The organism is Geobacillus sp. CAMR5420 (genome assembly GCF_000691465.1).
Taxonomy (GTDB): Bacteria; Bacillota; Bacilli; order Bacillales; family Anoxybacillaceae; genus Geobacillus; species Geobacillus thermoleovorans.
The window spans coordinates 75,322-92,889 of record NZ_JHUS01000032.1; the positions used below are offsets into that span (position 1 = coordinate 75,322).

23 protein-coding genes and 1 pseudogene are annotated in these 17,568 nt (G+C 55.2%); 20 read left to right on the forward strand and 4 right to left on the reverse strand.

Annotated elements, in window-relative coordinates; genetic code table 11:
• Window positions 1-471, reverse strand: coding sequence for a cytochrome c oxidase subunit II (locus DI44_RS08790; RefSeq protein WP_033025268.1), 471 nt, complete (start codon window positions 469-471; stop codon window positions 1-3).
• A gap of 21 nt (window positions 472-492) precedes the next feature.
• On the reverse strand, window positions 493-639 hold the full coding sequence (locus DI44_RS08785) for a cytochrome c oxidase subunit 2A (protein WP_015374723.1): 147 nt from the start codon (window positions 637-639) through the stop codon (window positions 493-495).
• Between the two features lie 198 nt (window positions 640-837).
• Here DI44_RS08785 and DI44_RS0117070 point away from each other — a divergent pair.
• From DI44_RS0117070 to DI44_RS08720, 16 genes and pseudogenes are all read left to right on the forward strand, one after another.
• Window positions 838-1,796: pseudogene (locus tag DI44_RS0117070) on the forward strand (nucleobase:cation symporter-2 family protein); the annotation flags it as partial.
• Between the two features lie 157 nt (window positions 1,797-1,953).
• Window positions 1,954-2,727, forward strand: a complete 774-nt coding sequence (locus tag DI44_RS08780; RefSeq protein WP_033025270.1) for a hypothetical protein — start codon at window positions 1,954-1,956, stop codon at window positions 2,725-2,727.
• A 586-nt stretch (window positions 2,728-3,313) separates the two neighbouring features.
• A complete protein-coding gene (locus DI44_RS08775; RefSeq protein ID WP_011231047.1) occupies window positions 3,314-4,381 on the forward strand; it encodes a 3-oxoacyl-[acyl-carrier-protein] synthase III C-terminal domain-containing protein in 1,068 nt (355 codons plus the stop codon).
• Complete coding sequence (locus DI44_RS08770; RefSeq protein ID WP_025039382.1) at window positions 4,378-5,001, forward strand: isoprenylcysteine carboxylmethyltransferase family protein; 624 nt, start codon at window positions 4,378-4,380, stop codon at window positions 4,999-5,001. Before DI44_RS08775 ends, DI44_RS08770 begins: the two co-directional genes overlap by 4 nt.
• Window positions 5,002-5,179: 178 nt before the next feature.
• Window positions 5,180-8,929: a dynamin family protein gene (locus DI44_RS08765; RefSeq protein ID WP_025039383.1), complete on the forward strand. Its 3,750-nt coding sequence runs from the start codon at window positions 5,180-5,182 to the stop codon at window positions 8,927-8,929.
• Complete coding sequence (locus DI44_RS08760; protein ID WP_013145453.1) at window positions 8,929-9,117, forward strand: hypothetical protein; 189 nt, start codon at window positions 8,929-8,931, stop codon at window positions 9,115-9,117. The genes DI44_RS08765 and DI44_RS08760 overlap by 1 nt, the downstream gene beginning before the upstream one ends.
• Window positions 9,114-9,389 carry a YpbS family protein gene (locus tag DI44_RS08755; protein ID WP_020279120.1) on the forward strand — a complete coding sequence of 92 codons (276 nt, stop codon included), beginning with the start codon at window positions 9,114-9,116 and terminating at the stop codon, window positions 9,387-9,389. The genes DI44_RS08760 and DI44_RS08755 overlap by 4 nt, the downstream gene beginning before the upstream one ends.
• A 120-nt stretch (window positions 9,390-9,509) precedes the next feature.
• Window positions 9,510-10,358 carry a sulfurtransferase gene (locus tag DI44_RS08750; protein ID WP_014195692.1) on the forward strand — a complete coding sequence of 283 codons (849 nt, stop codon included), beginning with the start codon at window positions 9,510-9,512 and terminating at the stop codon, window positions 10,356-10,358.
• 249 nt (window positions 10,359-10,607) lie between these two features.
• A complete protein-coding gene (locus DI44_RS19160) occupies window positions 10,608-10,760 on the forward strand; it encodes a hypothetical protein (protein WP_011231053.1) in 153 nt (50 codons plus the stop codon).
• Window positions 10,761-10,872: 112 nt separating this feature from the next.
• Complete coding sequence (locus tag DI44_RS08745; RefSeq protein WP_033025271.1) at window positions 10,873-11,394, forward strand: TlpA disulfide reductase family protein; 522 nt, start codon at window positions 10,873-10,875, stop codon at window positions 11,392-11,394.
• Window positions 11,395-11,515: 121 nt separating this feature from the next.
• Window positions 11,516-11,647 carry an FbpB family small basic protein gene (locus DI44_RS17965; protein WP_011231055.1) on the forward strand — a complete coding sequence of 44 codons (132 nt, stop codon included), beginning with the start codon at window positions 11,516-11,518 and terminating at the stop codon, window positions 11,645-11,647.
• Window positions 11,648-11,702: 55 nt separating this feature from the next.
• Complete coding sequence (locus DI44_RS08740; RefSeq protein WP_011231056.1) at window positions 11,703-11,846, forward strand: acid-soluble spore protein N; 144 nt, start codon at window positions 11,703-11,705, stop codon at window positions 11,844-11,846.
• 30 nt (window positions 11,847-11,876) lie between these two features.
• On the forward strand, window positions 11,877-12,104 hold the full coding sequence (gene tlp, locus DI44_RS08735) for a small acid-soluble spore protein Tlp (protein WP_013145449.1): 228 nt from the start codon (window positions 11,877-11,879) through the stop codon (window positions 12,102-12,104).
• A 116-nt stretch (window positions 12,105-12,220) separates the two neighbouring features.
• Complete coding sequence (locus DI44_RS08730; RefSeq protein ID WP_013145448.1) at window positions 12,221-12,637, forward strand: thioesterase family protein; 417 nt, start codon at window positions 12,221-12,223, stop codon at window positions 12,635-12,637.
• Window positions 12,638-12,651: 14 nt separating this feature from the next.
• The gene (locus DI44_RS08725) at window positions 12,652-12,966 is read left to right on the forward strand and encodes a hypothetical protein (protein ID WP_033025274.1); all 315 of its coding nucleotides are present in this window, start codon (window positions 12,652-12,654) and stop codon (window positions 12,964-12,966) included.
• Window positions 12,966-13,385 (forward strand): hotdog fold thioesterase, encoded by a 420-nt coding sequence (locus DI44_RS08720; protein ID WP_033025322.1) that lies wholly within the window; start codon window positions 12,966-12,968, stop codon window positions 13,383-13,385. Before DI44_RS08725 ends, DI44_RS08720 begins: the two co-directional genes overlap by 1 nt.
• Before the next feature lie 22 nt (window positions 13,386-13,407).
• Here the strand turns inward: DI44_RS08720 and DI44_RS08715 are convergent, their stop codons facing one another.
• Window positions 13,408-13,698 (reverse strand): HesB/YadR/YfhF family protein, encoded by a 291-nt coding sequence (locus tag DI44_RS08715; protein ID WP_033025275.1) that lies wholly within the window; start codon window positions 13,696-13,698, stop codon window positions 13,408-13,410.
• 183 nt (window positions 13,699-13,881) lie between these two features.
• Between DI44_RS08715 and DI44_RS19165 the strand changes: the two genes are divergently transcribed.
• From DI44_RS19165 to DI44_RS08710, 3 genes are all read left to right on the forward strand, one after another.
• Window positions 13,882-14,028, forward strand: a complete 147-nt coding sequence (locus tag DI44_RS19165) for a hypothetical protein (protein ID WP_013145445.1) — start codon at window positions 13,882-13,884, stop codon at window positions 14,026-14,028.
• Window positions 14,029-14,185: 157 nt separating this feature from the next.
• On the forward strand, window positions 14,186-14,320 hold the full coding sequence (locus DI44_RS19645) for a hypothetical protein (protein WP_275651041.1): 135 nt from the start codon (window positions 14,186-14,188) through the stop codon (window positions 14,318-14,320).
• A gap of 19 nt (window positions 14,321-14,339) precedes the next feature.
• Window positions 14,340-15,278 carry a magnesium transporter CorA family protein gene (locus tag DI44_RS08710; RefSeq protein WP_033025277.1) on the forward strand — a complete coding sequence of 313 codons (939 nt, stop codon included), beginning with the start codon at window positions 14,340-14,342 and terminating at the stop codon, window positions 15,276-15,278.
• Between the two features lie 44 nt (window positions 15,279-15,322).
• Here the strand turns inward: DI44_RS08710 and DI44_RS08705 are convergent, their stop codons facing one another.
• Window positions 15,323-15,916: a DUF502 domain-containing protein gene (locus DI44_RS08705; RefSeq protein WP_033025278.1), complete on the reverse strand. Its 594-nt coding sequence runs from the start codon at window positions 15,914-15,916 to the stop codon at window positions 15,323-15,325.
• A 178-nt stretch (window positions 15,917-16,094) separates the two neighbouring features.
• On the opposite strand from DI44_RS08705, the gene DI44_RS08700 reads away from it, so the two are divergent.
• Complete coding sequence (locus DI44_RS08700) at window positions 16,095-17,534, forward strand: NAD(P)/FAD-dependent oxidoreductase (protein WP_033025279.1); 1,440 nt, start codon at window positions 16,095-16,097, stop codon at window positions 17,532-17,534.
• Window positions 17,535-17,568: the final 34 nt, after the last annotated feature.

A 17,568-nucleotide genomic window follows, 5' to 3' on the forward strand; every position in this document is an offset into this window, starting at 1 on the left:
TTACTCCACCACCTTTATGCGCGCCGTCATCATATGGTGGCCGGCGCCGCAATACTCGTTGCAAAGAATCGTATATTCGCCCGGTTTGTCAAACGTGGTTGTTAAGCTGTTCACATAACCGGGTTCGACCATCATGTTCACGTTCGTTCCCGGGATTTCAAATCCGTGGATGACGTCTTTCGAAGTGACGTTGATCGTCACTTTCGCTCCTTTTGGAATTTCGATCGCATTCGGTGTAAAAGAAAACGCGGCGACGACGATGTTCAACTCGTATTCCTTGTCTCCTTTTTTGACGAGCCCCGGATGATCAAACGGCGGGGTCGAATCGACTTTTTCTGGATCGATCGTTGTCAGGCAGCTCGGCGGCTGCTGTCCGGCGGCGAATGCACTTACGCCGACGACCGCCAAAAAAACGATCAAACAGCCGATGCCGAACGCAAGCCAAATTTTTTCATACTTATGGATGTGCATACCGATTCCCTCCTTTGCCGCTTACAGGCGGTGCAAAAATAAAAAGTAGACGCTGACCCAAGAAAAAATGACGAAAAAGCCGAGCAGAAACACAGAGGCCAGCGTGCCTTTGAGCGCCGGCTCTTTTTCCTGTTTCGTTTGCCGGGCCGCTGTGATCAGTTTTGCCATGCCTTATCCCTCCTCTTTGTTGGATTCATCCCCCATAACAGCCATTCAGCAGGTGCGCCAAACGGCCAATTTCCCTGCTTTGACACTATCATAACTGTACAAAACTGGGGCAACAGTGACTTTTCTCACAAAAACGATGCTGGAAGTGTGAACAAATGGTGACGTTTGTGAAAAAATGATGAAGACGTCATTTTCTCTCTGCGGACGTTGTTTCCGCCAGTTGTCACCGGTTCGGTTGTGACCGTCATTGGCTTGACGCTCATCCCGGCAGCGGTGAACAATATGGCCGGCGGACAAGGGGCGAAGGACTTTGGTGATCCGGCTAACTTGGCGTTGTCGTTTGGCGTGCTTGCACTCATTATCGTGTTGTACCGTTGCTTCAAAGGGTTCATTCGCTCCATTGCCATTTTGCTCGGCATGGCAGCTGGCACGGCGGCAGCGGCCATGATGGGGAAAGTGGACTGGACAGCGGTCGCTGAGGCATCGTGGGTTCATTGGCCGCAGCCGTTTTACTTCGGCGCTCCGTCGTTTCATGGCCCCGCTGTTTTCACAATGGTGCTCGTCGCGATCGTCAGCCTTGTTGAATCGACCGGCGTCTACTTCGCTTTATCCGACATTTGCCGCCGCCGGCTGACGGATGAGGATTTGGCGGGCGGCTACCGCGCCGAGGGATTGGCTATCATCATCGGCGGGCTGTTGAACGCATTTCCGTACACGACGTACTCGCAGAACGTCGGTCTTGTCCAATTGTCGGGCGTGAAAACGCGCAGCGTCATTTACGCCGCGGCGGCCTTCCTCGTCTTGCTTGGGTTCGTGCCGAAAATCGCCGCGGTGGCGACGATCATACCAGCACCGGTTTTAGGCGGGGCGATGCTCGCGATGTTCGGCATGGTCATTGCCTACGGTGTGAAAATGTTAGGCCAAGTTGACCTAACTGTGCAAGAGAACTTGCTGATCATCGCCTGCTCGGTCGGCGTGGGGCTTGGGGTGACGGCGGTGCCGAACTTGTTTGCCGAGCTGCCGACGGCTTGCGCATTTTAACCGACAGCGGCATCGTCGCCGGCAGCATGACCGCCATCCTCTTAAACGCCGTCTTCCATCTAGGCAAAGCGAGAAAATCAGTTGCCCTGCCGCTGCAGGAACAAAAAATTTCATAATGGTGTTGATCGCTTTTATAGCCATCTTCGTTTTCCGGCCACTGCTCGGGAAATGGGGGTGGCTTTTTTATTGGCGTGTCGATTGACAGAGAAAATGATAGAAACTGGTGGAGGGATGATGGTATAATGGAAAGCGAATAGGAAAGGGGGTGAAACAATGGATGAATGGGTGGAGCGCCTTTTCGATGAGCTGCGGCAAATACGGAATCAGATGGCGACCAAACAGGATGTTGTCCGGATGAATGATCGCATCGATCGGCTTGAACAAACGGTGAGCGCGACGAAAGAGGATGTTGCGCGGTTAAACGGACGCGTCGGGCAACTCGAAGAGACCGTGGCAGCGACGAGAGAAGACGTTGTCCGGATGAATGATCGCATCGGGCGGCTTGAGCAGACCGTGGCAGCGACGAGAGAAGACGTCGCAGCGCTGGATGGGCGCATCGGGACCATCGAGCGGACGATGGCAACGAAAGAGGATGTCGCAGTGCTGGATGAGCGCATCGGGACCATCGAGCGGACGATGGCAACGAAAGAGGATGTCGCAGTGCTGGATGGGCGCATCGGAACCATCGAGCGGACAATGGCAACGAAAGAGGATGTCGCAGCGCTGGATGGGCGCATCGGGCAGCTCGAAGAGACCGTGGCGGCCAACAGAGACGACATTGCGGCGCTCGACAGCCGGATTGGGCGCATGGAACAAACGATGGCGACGAAAGAGGACGTTGCCGAATTGCCGTTTATTCGGCAAGCTGTCGTGGAAACGTTAGAAACGCTCCATGAAATTTCGGCGATGAAACAAACCCTCACAGAAATGCAACAAAAAGTCAATGAAGTCATTGCCGGACAAGCGCGGCAAGAGCTCGTACTTCAATCCCTCGCTTTGCACTTGCTCGAGCATGAAAGTGAAATCCGCGCGCTAAAAGCGAGATAAATAACGAACCTCTCCTATTGTACATCCTCGCTGATGATCATGTTCCCTCCAAAACAGGCCGGTTTTGTCCGCGCCTGTTTTTTGATTGCAGCAACTTTTTTTGGCTGCGAAAACTATATAAGTTGCAATAAAGATTTTCCGATTGTTCGATTCTGTTTTTCTTCATAACAAGTCATTTTGATAGAATGCAGCGGGCGTTCTACTGGATGTAAAACAAAGTTTCAACTTATATAATATAGATGCAACGAAGAAGTTTAACATATCCTTGACGGAAAAGCGGTTGGCCTCTTTTCGACTGTCGGAGGAAAGCCACAGGCTTCTCTGTCACGCCAAGGCGTGACGGAGGACCGAACAACCGCCTGCTTCACAGACCCATATATGGGTCTTTAAGCGGCGTTGTTCGGTCGCCCGACAGTCGATCAAATACTGGGTAAAAGTTGCAAATGGTAAAGCTTCAAATTGCATCTATATAGAGATCCATCCGCTGTTCCTGAAAAAACGGGTGTACAAACATATTTTCCATTGCATATAGTTTGGCTTGTTGCGCATCCTAATAGAATAAAGAGGAACAGACCGAGGTGTTTGTATGCCGGTTCTTTTATCTGTCGGCACAGCAAGGATGCCGTATACGGCCGCCCAAGACGAGGTGAAGCAGCATGTCGCCGGGCTGTTCGCCGGTCGAATGGCGCGTGCGGAGCGGCTGCTGCAGGCGTTTGACAACAGCGGCATTCATACGCGCACGTTTGTCCAACCGCTTGCCTGGTACAGCGCGCCGCGCGGTTTCGGTGAAAAAAATGGGGTGTACATCGACCGTGCCGTCCGCTACAGCCGAGAGGCGGTCAATGACTGTTTGCGCAAGGCTTCGTCCGGCCCTGTTTTGCATGAGGAGATCGATGCGCTGTTTTACATCTCAACGACAGGGCTGTCGACGCCGAGCATCGAGGCGCGGCTGATGAACGTATTGCCGTTCTCCCCTCATGCCGTAAGAGTGCCGATTTGGGGGCTCGGTTGTGCGGGAGGGGCGGCTGGGCTCGCCCGGGCAGCCGACTATTGCCGGGCGTTTCCGAATGCCAAGGCGCTTGTGATCGCCGTTGAGTTTTGCAGTTTGACGTTTCAACTCAATGATTGGTCCAAAAGCAATGTGATCGGTACGTCGCTTTTTTCCGACGGCGTGGCGTGCTTGCTTGTGGCTGGCGACGGAGCGGCGCCGACAGCTGGCGCGCCGCGTGTCATCGCCGCCCGCTCGGTGCTCATGCCCGGCTCGGAAGACGTGATGGGCTGGGATGTTCGCGACGAAGGTTTGTTTGTCATCTTTTCAAAAGACATTCCGGCGATCGTTCGCTATTGGCTGCGCCCGCAAGTCGAGTCGTTTTTGCAGGAACATGGGTTAGGGCTTGGGGATATTCATCATTTCATCGCCCACCCGGGCGGGAGGAAAGTCATTGAAGCGTACGAGGAGGCGTTCGGATTCGGTCCGGAACAGACAAAAGCCGCTAGAGACGTGCTCGCCCGCTACGGCAACATGTCGTCGGCCACCGTGTATTTTGTGCTCGAACAGATGATGCGGCAGCCGCTTTCGTCCGGGCACGGCCTGCTTATCGCTCTCGGCCCGGGCTTTAGTGCGGAAATGGTGCTGCTTCAATGGGGGGGATGATCGTGCGGTTTTGGTTCGTGTTTTTGGCGGTTGCCGGCATGCGCGTCATTGAGCTTCGGCTTGCAAAACGGAACGAACAGTATGTGAAAGCGCTCGGGGCGCGGGAGTTCGGCGCTCGCCATTACCCGTTGATCGTATTGATGCATGTCGGTTTCTTTTTGTCGTTGGCTGTTGAGGCGCTTCGAAAGGGCGCGCGCCCGTCGCGCCGCTGGCCGCTTTTGTTTCCGCTTTTTCTTGTCGTGCAAGGGCTGCGCGTATGGACAATTGGGTCGCTCGGCCGTTTTTGGAATACGAAAATTTTGATCGTACCAAACGGCCAAGTAGTGAAAAAAGGGCCGTACCGATGGCTTCGCCACCCGAACTATGTGGTTGTCGCCTTAGAGATTGCGCTGTTGCCGCTTTTGTTTCAAGCGCCGATCACCGCGCTTGTCTTTTCGCTTTTGAACGCATTTTTGCTGTCGATTCGCATCGCGGTTGAGGAAAGAGCGCTGGCGGCGCTCACCGACTACCGGGAGGCGTTTCGGGAGCGGCCGCGTTTTTTGCCCCGGTTAAGGGGGGAGGCTGCCATCCGCAAGATGCGGCAAGCTGAAAGCAGCGGACAAATAAAAAACAGCCCTTGAGCCGTCTATAATGGCATCTGTTCGCCGTTCGCCTGCGGGCGGCGGCAGGGCGTTGCCTCTTTCTCTATGTCATCCTGTCGGGTTACGGCAGGATTTTTCTTTTTTTCTATTGGGAAACGGGGCGAAATGCAGTAAAATGAATGTAAATGACATTGAGGGAGACAAAGGGGTTTTGGTCATGGGGCATATTGCGATTGAGCGGCCGTCATTGCGGCTGTGGCTTTCGAAAATGATCGACATGCACGATCAGCTTCAGTCCGCGGATGACCAGGAGCATGCGGACAAAGTGAAGCAGCTCATCGAAAAAGCGGCATCCGGTGAGCTCATTGTCGCGTTTTGCGGTCATTTTTCCGCCGGCAAATCGAGTTTGATCAACGCGTTGCTCGGCGAGCCGATGCTGCCGTCCAGCCCGATTCCGACGAGCGCCAATCTCGTCAAAGTGAAAGCCGGTCCGGACTATGTGCGCGTCTTTTTCCACCGCGATGAGCCGGTCGAGTATGAACCGCCGTACGACCCGGACTTGATTCGCGCCCAATGCCGGGACGGGGAGACGATCGAATGGATTGAAATCAGCCGAACGACGGACGCCATCCCGCCGGGGGTCGCGATCCTCGATACGCCGGGCATCGATTCGACCGATGACGCCCACCGGCTGGCGACGGAGTCAGCGCTTCATTTGGCGGATGTCGTCTTTTACGTCATGGATTATAACCATGTGCAGGCGGAATTAAACTTCCAATTTACGAAGCAATTAACAGATGAAGGAAAGACCGTTTATTTGATCATCAACCAAATCGATAAACATCGCGACGACGAGCTGCCGTTCGCTGAATTTCGCGCCTCGGCCGCCGAGGCGTTCCGGCGTTGGGGAGTTGAGGCGGCCCGTTTGTTTTTCTTGTCGCTGAAAGACCCGTCACATCCGCACAACGAATGGCATGAGCTTGTCGCTTGTTTGCGCCGGTTGTTTGCCGACAAGGAGGAATGGCTCGTCCGCGGCGCCGAGTCGGCGTTAAAACGGATCGCGGACGGCCATCTTGAGCATCTCCGCGCGCGGCACGAGCTGCTTGAGCAAACGATTGAGACGCGCCTCGAGGCGCTTGGCGGCGCCGATGACGAGGCGGCGGCCATCGCGGAGCTCGATCGCCTTGAGGCGGAGCTTGCCGATTGGCAAACAGCGCCGTCGCGGGCGGAGGAGGCGTTCCGTTCGGAGCTTGAGCGCGTGCTGCAAAACGCGTACGTGATGCCGTTTGAGACGAGGGAGCGGGCTGAGGCGTACTTGCAGGCGATGCAGCCGAATTTCAAAGTGGGCTTGTTGTTCGCGAAGACAAAAACGGAGCAAGAGCGCAAGCGGCGGCTTGAGGCGTTTTATGAAAGCGTCAAAGCGCAAGCGGCGGCGCAGATCGAATGGCACGTCCGCCAGCTCCTTGTTCAGTTTGGGAAAGAATGGCATGCTGATGACGATTGGTTCAGCGAGTGCCAGCAATGGACGGCGGAGTGGGATGAGACGATGCTTGCCGGCCTCGTTAAACAAGGGGCGGAATCAAGCGGCGCCGCGCTATTAAATTATACGGATGAGGTGGCGGCGGCGCTGAAAAAACGCTACCGTGACTCGGCGCTCGCCTTGTTTGCCGAACTGAAGGAACAAATCGCCAAACGGGCGGCCGCCCAAACAGAAACATTGAACGGACAGCTTTCGGCGGCGCGCGAAAAAGTGGAGCTCGCCGCCCGCCTTGCCCGCCTCAGAGCCGAGCGGGACGAGCGCCGGCGTGCGTTCGAGCAGCTGATCGCTGCTCCATGCGAGTCTGCATCGCTTGATGAAAACCGTCTCGCCGCGTTGACGGCGCCGCCAGTCTTCCGGAAAGCGCGTCATGCCGAGACGGCAAAACCGCAAGCAGCATCCAAGCCAGCGGAAACAAGCCATCTTTCCGTCAAAGAGCAAGCGCTCGGTCAGGAAGCGGCCGGCCTCGGAGTGAGCGAAAGAGCGGACGAAGCTCGGACGCTTTCAAGCGGCAGAAAACAGCGGAGCGAAGAGGCGGCCGAGCGGCTTGAGGAGGCGGCGGCTTGGCTTGAACGGTCCGAACTGCTTGGCCGCTTCGCTGGACCATTGCGCGACAAGGCGCGTCGGCTTCGCGAGCGATCGTTTACCGTCGCCTTGTTTGGCGCCTTCAGCGCCGGCAAATCGTCGCTGGCGAACGCCTTGCTCGGCGCCCCGCTTCTGCCATCGTCGCCCAACCCGACAACCGCCGCCATCAGCAAAATCGCCCCGCCCGATCACAAGCACCCGCACGGCACGGCGGTGGTCAAGGTAAAAAGCGAACTGCAAATTTGGGCGGATGTGCAATCGTCGCTTCGGCAGTGCGGCCATGAGGCGGATACATGGGATGAAGCGCTCCGCCTTTGCGCCCGCCTGGCCGAATCGGGAGCCGAACATCCGGCGCAAAAGCCGCATGTGGCTTTTTTGGCAGCTGCCGCGGCCGGCTATGAGCGGATGAACGGTCGATTCGGGGAGATCGTCTCCATCGGTTGGGAAGAACTCGAGACGTATGTCGCTGACGAAGCGGTGTCATGTTTCTTAGATGAGGTCGTGTTGTACGCCGACTGTCCGCTCACCTGCCAAGGGGTGACGCTTGTCGATACCCCGGGGGTGGATTCACTTAACGCCCGCCATACGGGAGTGGCGTTTCATTACATGAAGCATGCTGATGCGTTGTTGTTTGTGACGTATTACAACCATGCGTTCTCGAAAGCAGACCGCGAGTTTTTGCTTCAGCTTGGGCGCGTGAAAGACACGTTTGCGCTTGATAAAATGTTTTTCGTCATCAATGCGGCTGATTTGGCCCAGTCGAAAGAGGAGCTTGAGGCCGTCATTTCCTATATGAACGGAGAGCTGGCGCGCTTTGGCATCCGCTTCCCGCGCCTTTATGCGCTCTCAAGCCGCTTGGCGCTGGCGGAAAAAACGGGGGCCGAGCCCGGTCCGCGCGGCGTCTTGGCGGACTCCGGCTTGTCTGCCTTTGAAACCGACTTCTTCCGCTTCTTAACGGAAGAACTGGCGGAAGTCGCCGTCGAGAGCGCATATGCCGAGCTTGAGCGGGCGCGGCGGGCGGCAGAGGAATTCGCGCGCGCCGCTGGGCAAAGCGAAGCGGAAAAAGCGGAGAAACGGCAGGCGCTTGAGGCGGTGAAAACGAAGATGCACGCCGTGCTTGCTGGCATTGATGATGCCTACGGCCGGCAGGCGCTTCGCCAGGAAGTCGACGAATTGCTCTATTACGTCAAGCAGCGCGTCTTTTTCCGCCTCAACGATGTGTTTAAGGAGGCGTTCAACCCGGCGGTGCTCCGCGACGACCAAGGCCCGGCGCGTCGGGCGCTTGAGCGTTGCCTCGACGAGTTGCTCGCATCGGTTGGCTTTGATTTGGCCCAAGAGTTGCGGGCGACGAGCTTGCGTGTTGAGTCGTTTTTGCACAAGCAGCTGGCCGAGCAGTTCTCGCGCCTATTCCATGAGCTTCGTCGTTTCGATGATGCGCTCGCGCTCACGCCGCCTGAGCCGTTTGCCTTTTCGGCGCCGGAGTTTGCCAACGCCCTTGGGGATGTAGACCGGGTGCGGTTTACCAAGGCGCTTTCGCTGTATAAAAACGCCAAATCGTTTTTTGAGCGCGACGAAAAGCGGCGGATGAAAGAGGAAATTGAGGCGGCGCTTGTCGAGCCGATCGACGCCTATTTGGCTGAGCAAAAAGAGCGGCTTGTGGCGACGTACGCAGAACAATACAAGGCTGCCGTCGCCGCACTTTCGGCCGCTCTCGCGGAACAAGTCGACAGCTATATGGAGGGCTTGCTTGCCGCGCTCGCCGAAGCGGCGGATCATGAGGCGCTCGCCCGCATCGAAGCGGCGCTTCGCGGCCTTCTTTCGGGCCGCGTCGGGGAGGCGCGTTGATGAACCGGTTTCACGCTTGCGCTACATGCATCCACTACCGTATAGAAAAGCGAGCCGACGGGCTGTACACGTATTGCCGCCGGCTCGGCTATGCGACGAAACCGAACTATCGGTTCAACTGTTGGACGCCGAAACCGAACGTCCGGCGTTTGATGGAAAAAGAAGCAGGAAAGGACGAGGACCATTGAGCGAAGTGCATCACGCGATCACTGCCCATGTGCAAAAACAGCATACCATCTTGAAGCAATTTGCTATGCTCGACGCCGAGCGCGAGCGGCTCATCGACGAAGCGGTCGAGCGGTGCCGCCGCGGCGAGTCGTTTACGGTTGATGGGATCAATGAAGTGACGAAGCGGATGAACGAACTGGCCAAAAGCGGCCTCGTGCCGGCGCGCCGGTGCGTGACGCCGGAGATGGTGCGCGAGTACGTGAGCCGGCTTGAAGGGAAAGAGCGATCGTGACGATGGCGAGCGCTGGCTGAGCGTGTCGGCGCCGCCGGCGTCCTGTTGATGATTGGCTGCTTTCCGTTCCGATCAAGAAACAACGTTTGGCGTCAGCAAAAACAAAGAGGGGGAGGACATATGGCGTCGCTTGTTTCCCATGAATGGCTCCTTCGCCATTTGCACGACGAAAACACGCGCATTCTTGATTGTCGGTTTTGGCTTGGCGATCCTGCGAAAGGAGCGGCCGTTTACCAGGAAGATCATATTCCTGGTGCCGTGTATATGGACTTGGAACGCGACTTGTCGGGCCCAGTCGGAGAGCACGGCGGCCGCCACCCGCTCCCGTCGGCCGAGCAAGCGGCGGACGTGTTTGGCCGGGTCGGCATCGATGAAACGGTGACCGTTGTCGCTTACGACGACCAAGACGGGGCGATGGCGGCGCGTTGCTGGTGGCTGCTTCGCTATTTCGGCCATGCCCACGTATACGTATTGGACGGCAATTATCGTGAATGGAAGAAGAAAGGGCATCCGGTGACGAACGTCGTCCCTGCTGTGGCGTCCCGCCCGTTTCGGCCGCGTCCGGATCGGTCATGGCTGGCGACGGTTGAGGATGTGCGCGCCGCCGTCCGCGATCGCTCGGTTGTGCTCATTGATTCGCGTGAATGGAAGCGATATGCCGGCCTGGAAGAACCGATCGACCGCCGAGCCGGCCGCATCCCAGGAGCGGTGCACCGGTTTTGGAAAGACGGAATGACGGAAGGCGGCTACTGGAAAAGCGCTGTCGAGCAGGCGGCTCGGTTTGCCGATTTTGACCGTGGGCAGCCGTTGATCGTTTACTGTGGTTCCGGCGTCACCGCCTGCCCGAACGTGTTGGCGCTCCACGAAGCTGGTTATCACAACGTTCGGCTGTACGTCGGCAGTTTCAGCGACTGGATTTCCTATCCGGACCACCCGATTGAAACGGGTGACCCGTCATCCGATGCTTAGTTTTCTCCGATTCGGGCTGAAACATCATTCGACGCCTCGGTGTTGTCGGATGGAACCGTTGTTTTCTTTTCGTTTTCTTTTTTCGGTCCGCATGAGGTCGAAGCGTTGTTGATTTTCAACGATTTTCACCTAGTGTTTGTTTCGCTTTTCTTCCATTGTTTCGGCCGCCGGTTGAAGCCGCTGTATGCATAGTTTTTTGGCCGCCGGCGGATACTATAGGTGAACCGACGGAAGCAGAGGAGGAGACGCATGGGCCGGACAAAACTTGGCAATGCCAATGCCCAACGAAACAACAACGCGAAGAAGAAAAACGGCTTTAACGAATGGAGGAGCGAATTCGCTTCGTACGCAGAAGTCGAAGCGGAGAAAATGAAAAACGATCATAAAAACATCCGATCATGATGAGGGCGCGCCCCTCGTTTTTTCGTTTTAAGCACGATGGTTGGCAAATGGCAAACGTATGTGCTATAATCGTGGACAGAGCGGCGGGAGGCGCCGGTAGGGAGGGGACAACGTGCGGAAATGGCTAGTCGTTCTTTTGTTCTTGGCTGTCGCCGGCTATGGCCTTTGGAATGTGATGGCGGCTGACAAACCGAATGAAGCAAACGGAGCCGGTCCGGAAGTGGGTCAGACGGCTCCCGACTTGACCTTGCCGGCGCTTGGGGGCCAGTCGGTTAAGTTGTCGGCGCTGCGCGGCAAAGCGGTCGTCCTCAACTTTTGGACGTCGTGGTGCCCGCCATGCAAAAAGGAAATGCCGGAGCTTGCCAAGTTTTACGAGCGGCATGGCCGCGAAGTTGCGCTCCTTGCCGTTCATTTGACGACGCAAGATACGTTGGACAACGCTGAGCGGTTTGCGAAAGCGAACAGGCTCGTGTTTCCAGTCGGCCTCGATGTGCGCGGCGAAGCGCTTCGTCAATATCGAATCCAAACGATTCCAACGACGTATATTATCGATCCAAACGGCGTCATTCGGCGAAAAATTGTCGGCCCGGTGACGGCGAAGCGGCTCGAGCAGGAAACAGCGCTTTTTCGTTGAGCAGATGGCTGCAGCGAAAGGCGCTTTCTTCGTGGTTCGTTATTTTTCAAAAAGTTGTCATAATTTTTATCTTTTTTGGGCATGAATAAGATTACAATAAAAGTGAGGGGAGGTTGAAGCGATGAGACGATCCCGCAAAATGACTCTCCAAGAACTGATCAGCGAGAACAAACGGCAATTGTTGAACGATCGGGAAGCGCTCGAAAAAATTGAGAAAAAGCTGGAAGAGCGGATGCTCAAGAAAGCAGAATAACCCATGCATAGCGGTCCTCCGGGCGGACAGACTAGATGGCGAGGAGGCGAAGACAATGAGCAATCCGAAAGGAAGCCGCAAACATTTCGTGCCGAACCATATCGGCACACAGCCTCGAGCCGCAGGAGGAAACAAGGGCAAACAAATGCAAGACCAGTCCGGCCAGCACGCCCAAGTGATCCAAACGAAGGGCGAATAGCCGGAAACTCGCGCAAAGGAGGAAGCATTCATGCCGCGTCCGAAACCGGATGACCGCAGCGACAATGTGGAAAAGCTGCAAGAAATGGTACAAAACACCATTGAGAACATAGAAAAAGCCGAAGAAACGATGCAGTTTGCGTCACCGGAGGAACAGGAGAAGATTCGTGCGAAAAACCGCCGCCGCGAAGAAGCGATCGCTGCAATGCGCGCGGAAATTAAAGACGAAGCAGCTGCACGGGAACACGGCTACCAGTAGACGAAGCAGCCCTCATGCGGGGGCGGCTTCGTTTTTTTGTCTACCGCTTGAGCGAGCCGACGGGCGAATGGTAACATAGAAGAGGAGGCCCGGCAAAAAATGGAGGGAGAACGAACGTGAAAGTGGCAGAAAAACAAATTGAAGTGCGTTATGCGGAAACAGACCAAATGGGCGTCGTCTACCACGCGAACTATTTAGTTTGGATGGAAGTCGGGCGCACGGAATTGATCAAACAGCTTGGCTTTCATTATGCTGACATGGAGAAAGAAGGCATCATTTCGCCTGTTGTCGATTTGCAAGTGTCGTACAAAAAGCCGCTTCGTTATGGGGAAACCGCGACTGTCCGCACGTGGATTGACGCCTATGACGGCATTCGCGTGACATACGGCTACGAGATTCTCGCCCCGGACGGCGAGGTGGCGGTGACCGGAAAGTCGCAGCACGTTTGCGTCAAGCGCGATACGTTTCGGCCGATCGTGATCCGCAAATATTTTCCTGACTGGCATGAAGCATATGAGCGGGCGAAGCGGTAAAGGGGAGCGGTGCGATGGCGTTTGGCATCCGCCGACATGAGCTCGCGGCGTGGAAAGAGAAAGTGAAGCGCGGTGAAATCGCCTTTTTGACCCACTATTGGTACGACGAACGGTTTCCGCATTGCACGACGGTGACGAAAGTCGGCTGCGCCGATGTCGAAAAACTCGCCGCTTGGGGGCGGCAGTACGGGCTGAAGGAAGAGTGGATCGACCGGCGCGGTGAGTTTCCGCATTTCGATTTGCTTGGCGAGACGCAAACGCGCGTTTTGCAGCAGGAAGGACGGCTTTTTGAACTGGAACGATTCACGAAACGGGGGAAGAAGGAATGATGATCGATTTGGCCGTTGTGAAGGAAATGGCGAAACATACGTTGATCGATACGCTCGGCATCGAAATTGTCGAGATTGGCGAAGGCCGCGTCGTCGCGACGATGCCGGTTGACCATCGCACGCACCAGCCGGCTGGGCTGCTGCATGGCGGCGCCTCGGTCGCCTTGGCGGAGACGGTCGCCAGCATCGGCGCGTACGCGCTTGTGGACCCCAACACGGAAAACGTTGTTGGATTGGAAATAAACGCCAATCACGTCCGCGCTGTCCGGAGCGGGACGGTGACGGCGACAGGGACGGTGTTGCACCGCGGCCGGACGACGATGGTGTGGGATGTGCGCATTACGGACGAACAAGGGGAGCTCGTCTGCATCTCCCGTTGCACGATCGCCATCATTCGAAAAAGTGAGCGCCAAGGCTAGCTTTTTCAATCGCCGCAGGACATCAATGGACGAGAAAAACCGGCTCATCGCTTTTTTCGTCCAAATCCACAGTCAAATCGCGTCCATCGAAATACCATTGGTCGCCCTCTTCAATAAAAAAGGTGACGCCATCAACCGTCGTCTGTGCCGCCGGCTTGTCCGCCGGTTCGTCTTTGGCCATGCCAAGCGAAAACCCTTTTTGCACGGCGCTGCACCCGCCGTAGCGGGCAAAAAAGCGGATCGCATCGCCCGGTTTCAGCCCGAGCTCCCGCTTGTACCAATCAAACGCTTTTTTTGTGATAGTGATATTCATGGCTTCCCCTCCTCACTTGTTTATTATAAGCGAATCGAGAAGAGCCGGTAAAACGATTGTGTGAACATTAGCTGACAATTTTAGGATGAAGCGCTTTCCATAAAGTGGCGGCGTCCTTGTTTTCATCGGTTGGAGTAAAACGCTGGCTGGCGGCAAACAGTAAAAGCGAAGGGGGTGAGGGCGGTGGGCAAAAAGCGGACGTTTCCGCTCAGCTACGAATCCGACGGACTGATGGGGAAAAGCAATGAAAAGCATCCGCGCCGCTCGGACAGCCGGCAAACGGGCAAACAGGCGCCTGACTTTTTCAACACGACACCATCGAGTGAATAAAGCAGCCGAGACGGGCGACGTTTGAACATTGCACCGTTTTACTGAATAAAGTAGCCAGTAGGCTGCTTTTTTTTATGGCAACTACTATACAAACGGGCCGGTCCGCGCTATCATTACTTGAGGGACATCTTTTTTGAAAGGAGTGGCGTTTTCGTATATGAGTAGTTCAAGCCCGAACGAACCGGAGCCGGAATACAGCGGGGAACGCGGCCTGTTCCTTCTCCCGCCCGCTGCTCATCATACGAAAACGAGCTCCGGACGGAAAGGAAGAGGCGCCGCCTTCCTCGCGTAAAAAGGAGGAAGGATGCCAAATGATGAAAATGTATTTGTCGGATGCCAGCGGCAAAATGCGCGAAATTGATCGGATCGAAAACGGCTGCTGGATCAACCTCGTCGCTCCGACAGAGGAAGAAATTCGCTACATCGCCCACCATTTGGACATTCCGATCGATTCGATCAAAGACGCGTTGGATGACGAGGAGCGGTCGCGCGTCGAAAAGGAAGACAACCATGTGCTCATTATCGTCGACATTCCGATTGTCGCCCATGATGAAGTGGACGGCCCGATTTACGAGACGATTCCGATCGGCATGATCATTACGAACACGTGTTTTATTACGGTTTGTTTGCAGGAGAATCCGATTTTCGAAGAATTCTCCAAAAACAAAATCAAAAACTTTTACACGTTTATGAAGACGCGGTTTGCGTTGCAAATGCTGTACATGATTTCAACGTATTATTTGCGCTACTTGAAGCAAATCAATCGGCGGACGAGCGAAATCGAAAAAGAATTGCACCAATCGATGAAAAACAAGGAGCTGTTTTCGCTTCTCAGCATGGAAAAAAGCTTAGTGTATTTCATGACGTCGCTGAAGGCGAACAACATCGTCATGGAGCGGCTCATGCGCCTCAATTATTTGCGCATGTACGAAGATGACCAAGATTTGCTGCAGGACGTCATTATTGAAAACAAGCAGGCGATTGAAATGGCCGAAGTATACAGCAGCATTTTAAGCGGCATGATGGACGCGTTCGCTTCGGTCATCTCAAACAACTTAAACATTGTGATGAAGTTTTTGACGGCCATTACGATTGTCATTTCGCTGCCGACGATGGTGGCGAGTTTCTACGGCATGAACGTACCGATTCCGTACCAACACTCTCCGTACGCCTTTTTGATCGCGATGGCGCTCGCCGGTTCACTGTCAGCGGCGACGGCGTACATCTTTTGGAAAAAGCGATACTTTTGACGGCCAGGCGCGTTTTGGATGGCCATGCGAACGGCTGCCCGTTGTCACTCGGGCAGCCGTTTTAGCTTTCGGACGGCCACACCGCCGGAGAGGATGAATTTCATCGCCTCTTCCGGCGAGATGTCGACGACTTCCACTTGCTCTTTCGGGACGAGCAGGGTGAGCCCGGCGACTTGAAACGCCTGCGGGATATAGACGGCGACGTAGTTGGCGAGAGGATCGTGCCAAGCGCCGACATCATCCATCGTCATGAAGCCGAGGCATTTCCAGCCACTCTCCGGTATCGTGACGAGCACGACTTGCGAAAACGATCGTTTTTCCCCGACGAAGGAAGCGATCGTATCTTTGGCGACGGAATAAACCGTTTTCATCAAGGGAATGCTTTCAAGCAACCGGTCGATGAGCCGAATGAGGCGGCCGCTCACGTATTGCGTCGACAGCCAGCCGCAGACGGTAATCAGCGCGACGGTCGCCAATAGGCCTAGGCCGGGAATGTAGCGGCCATCCAAATACGGACGGACGTATTGGCCAAGCAGCCCATCCAAAACGGCGAACACTTTGTAGCACACATAGACGGCGAGTAAAATTGGCACGATCGTCAGCATGCCGTTCAGAAAATGTTTCACGAAAAAGCGCATCCCTTTCCCTCCCCGCTATTCATTCTCTACCACCATACCAATTTTTTTGGCTTTATACAACTCTCTATTATATCGAACGTTTTTCGTTATATTCGGTAAGAAAGTTCGTTTTTTTCTTGACGAACCGCCAAATGTTCCGTATACTTTCGAATGGAACATGAGAAATGAGGGATGGATCATGAACAATCATTACGATGTGATCGTGGTCGGCGCCGGGCCGGCCGGCATTTTCACTTGCTACGAACTGACGCTCAAACTCCCTGGAGCGAACGTGCTCTTGATCGATAAAGGGCACGATATATATAAACGCAATTGTCCGATTTTGCAAAAAAAAATTGAAAAGTGTCCGCCGCCGGCTGGCAAAAAAGACTATGCCGGCTGCGTGCCGGCCTGTTCGATCACGAATGGATTCGGCGGAGCGGGGGCGTATTCGGACGGCAAATTCAACATCACGAGCGAATTCGGCGGCTGGATGACCGACTATTTGCCGGCTTCGACCGTGCTTGAGCTCATCCGCTATGTCGATGAGATCAACTTGAAGCACGGAGCGACGACATCGATCACCGACCCGATGACGGACAAGGTGAAAGAGATCGAACGGCGCGCCTATGCGGCCGGGCTGAAGCTATTGCGCGCGTACGTCCGCCATTTGGGCACAGAGCAAAACTTGGAAATTTTGAAAAGCATTTTTGAATATTTGCGCGCGCGGATTGCGATGCGCTTTACAACGGAAGTGGATGATATCGTGACCGAGCGGACGGAGAGCGGCCATCGAGTGAAAGGCGTTGTGCTGAAAAACGGCGAAACGTTGACAGCGGAAAAAGTCGTCATCGCTCCGGGGCGCGATGGCTCGGTTTGGCTGAGCAAAATCTTGCGCAAGCGCCGTTTGCGGATGATCAACAATCAGGTTGACATCGGAGTGCGTGTGGAAACATCGAACATCGTCATGCAAGAAATTAACGAACATCTGTATGAAGGGAAATTCATTTTCAACACGTCGGTTGGGACGCAAGTGCGCACGTTTTGCAGCAACCCGTCCGGACATGTCGTCGTCGAAAACCATTCCGGCATTATGCTTGCTAACGGCCATGCGTACAAAGATCCAAAGCTCGGCAGCAACAACACGAACTTTGCCCTTCTTGTTTCACATAAGTTTTCCGATCCGTTTGACAAGCCGAACGAATACGCCCATGAAATTTCTCGGCTGGCGAACGCTTTGTCCAACGGCGGCATCATCGTCCAAAAATACGGCGACATTTTAAAAGGACGGCGATCGACGGAAAAGCGGATCAAAGAAGGGTTCATCGAACCGACGTTAAAAGAAGCGGTTCCGGGTGATTTAGGCCTCGTCCTGCCGTACAACACGATGAAAAGCTTGATCGAAATGACGGAAGCGCTCAACCATGTTACTCCAGGGCTGGCGTCCGAGCATACGCTCTTTTACGGCGTTGAGGCGAAGTTTTACTCGGCGCGTCCAAAACTCAACGACCGCTTTGAAACAGAAATCGCCGGGCTGTATGTCGGCGGCGACGGCGCCGGCATTACGCGCGGCCTCGCTCAGGCGAGCGCCTGCGGCGTTTGGATCGCCCGCGACATCGTCGAGAAATTGACGCATTAGGTGAGGAACCGAGGGCAGGCACCTTCAAACGGGA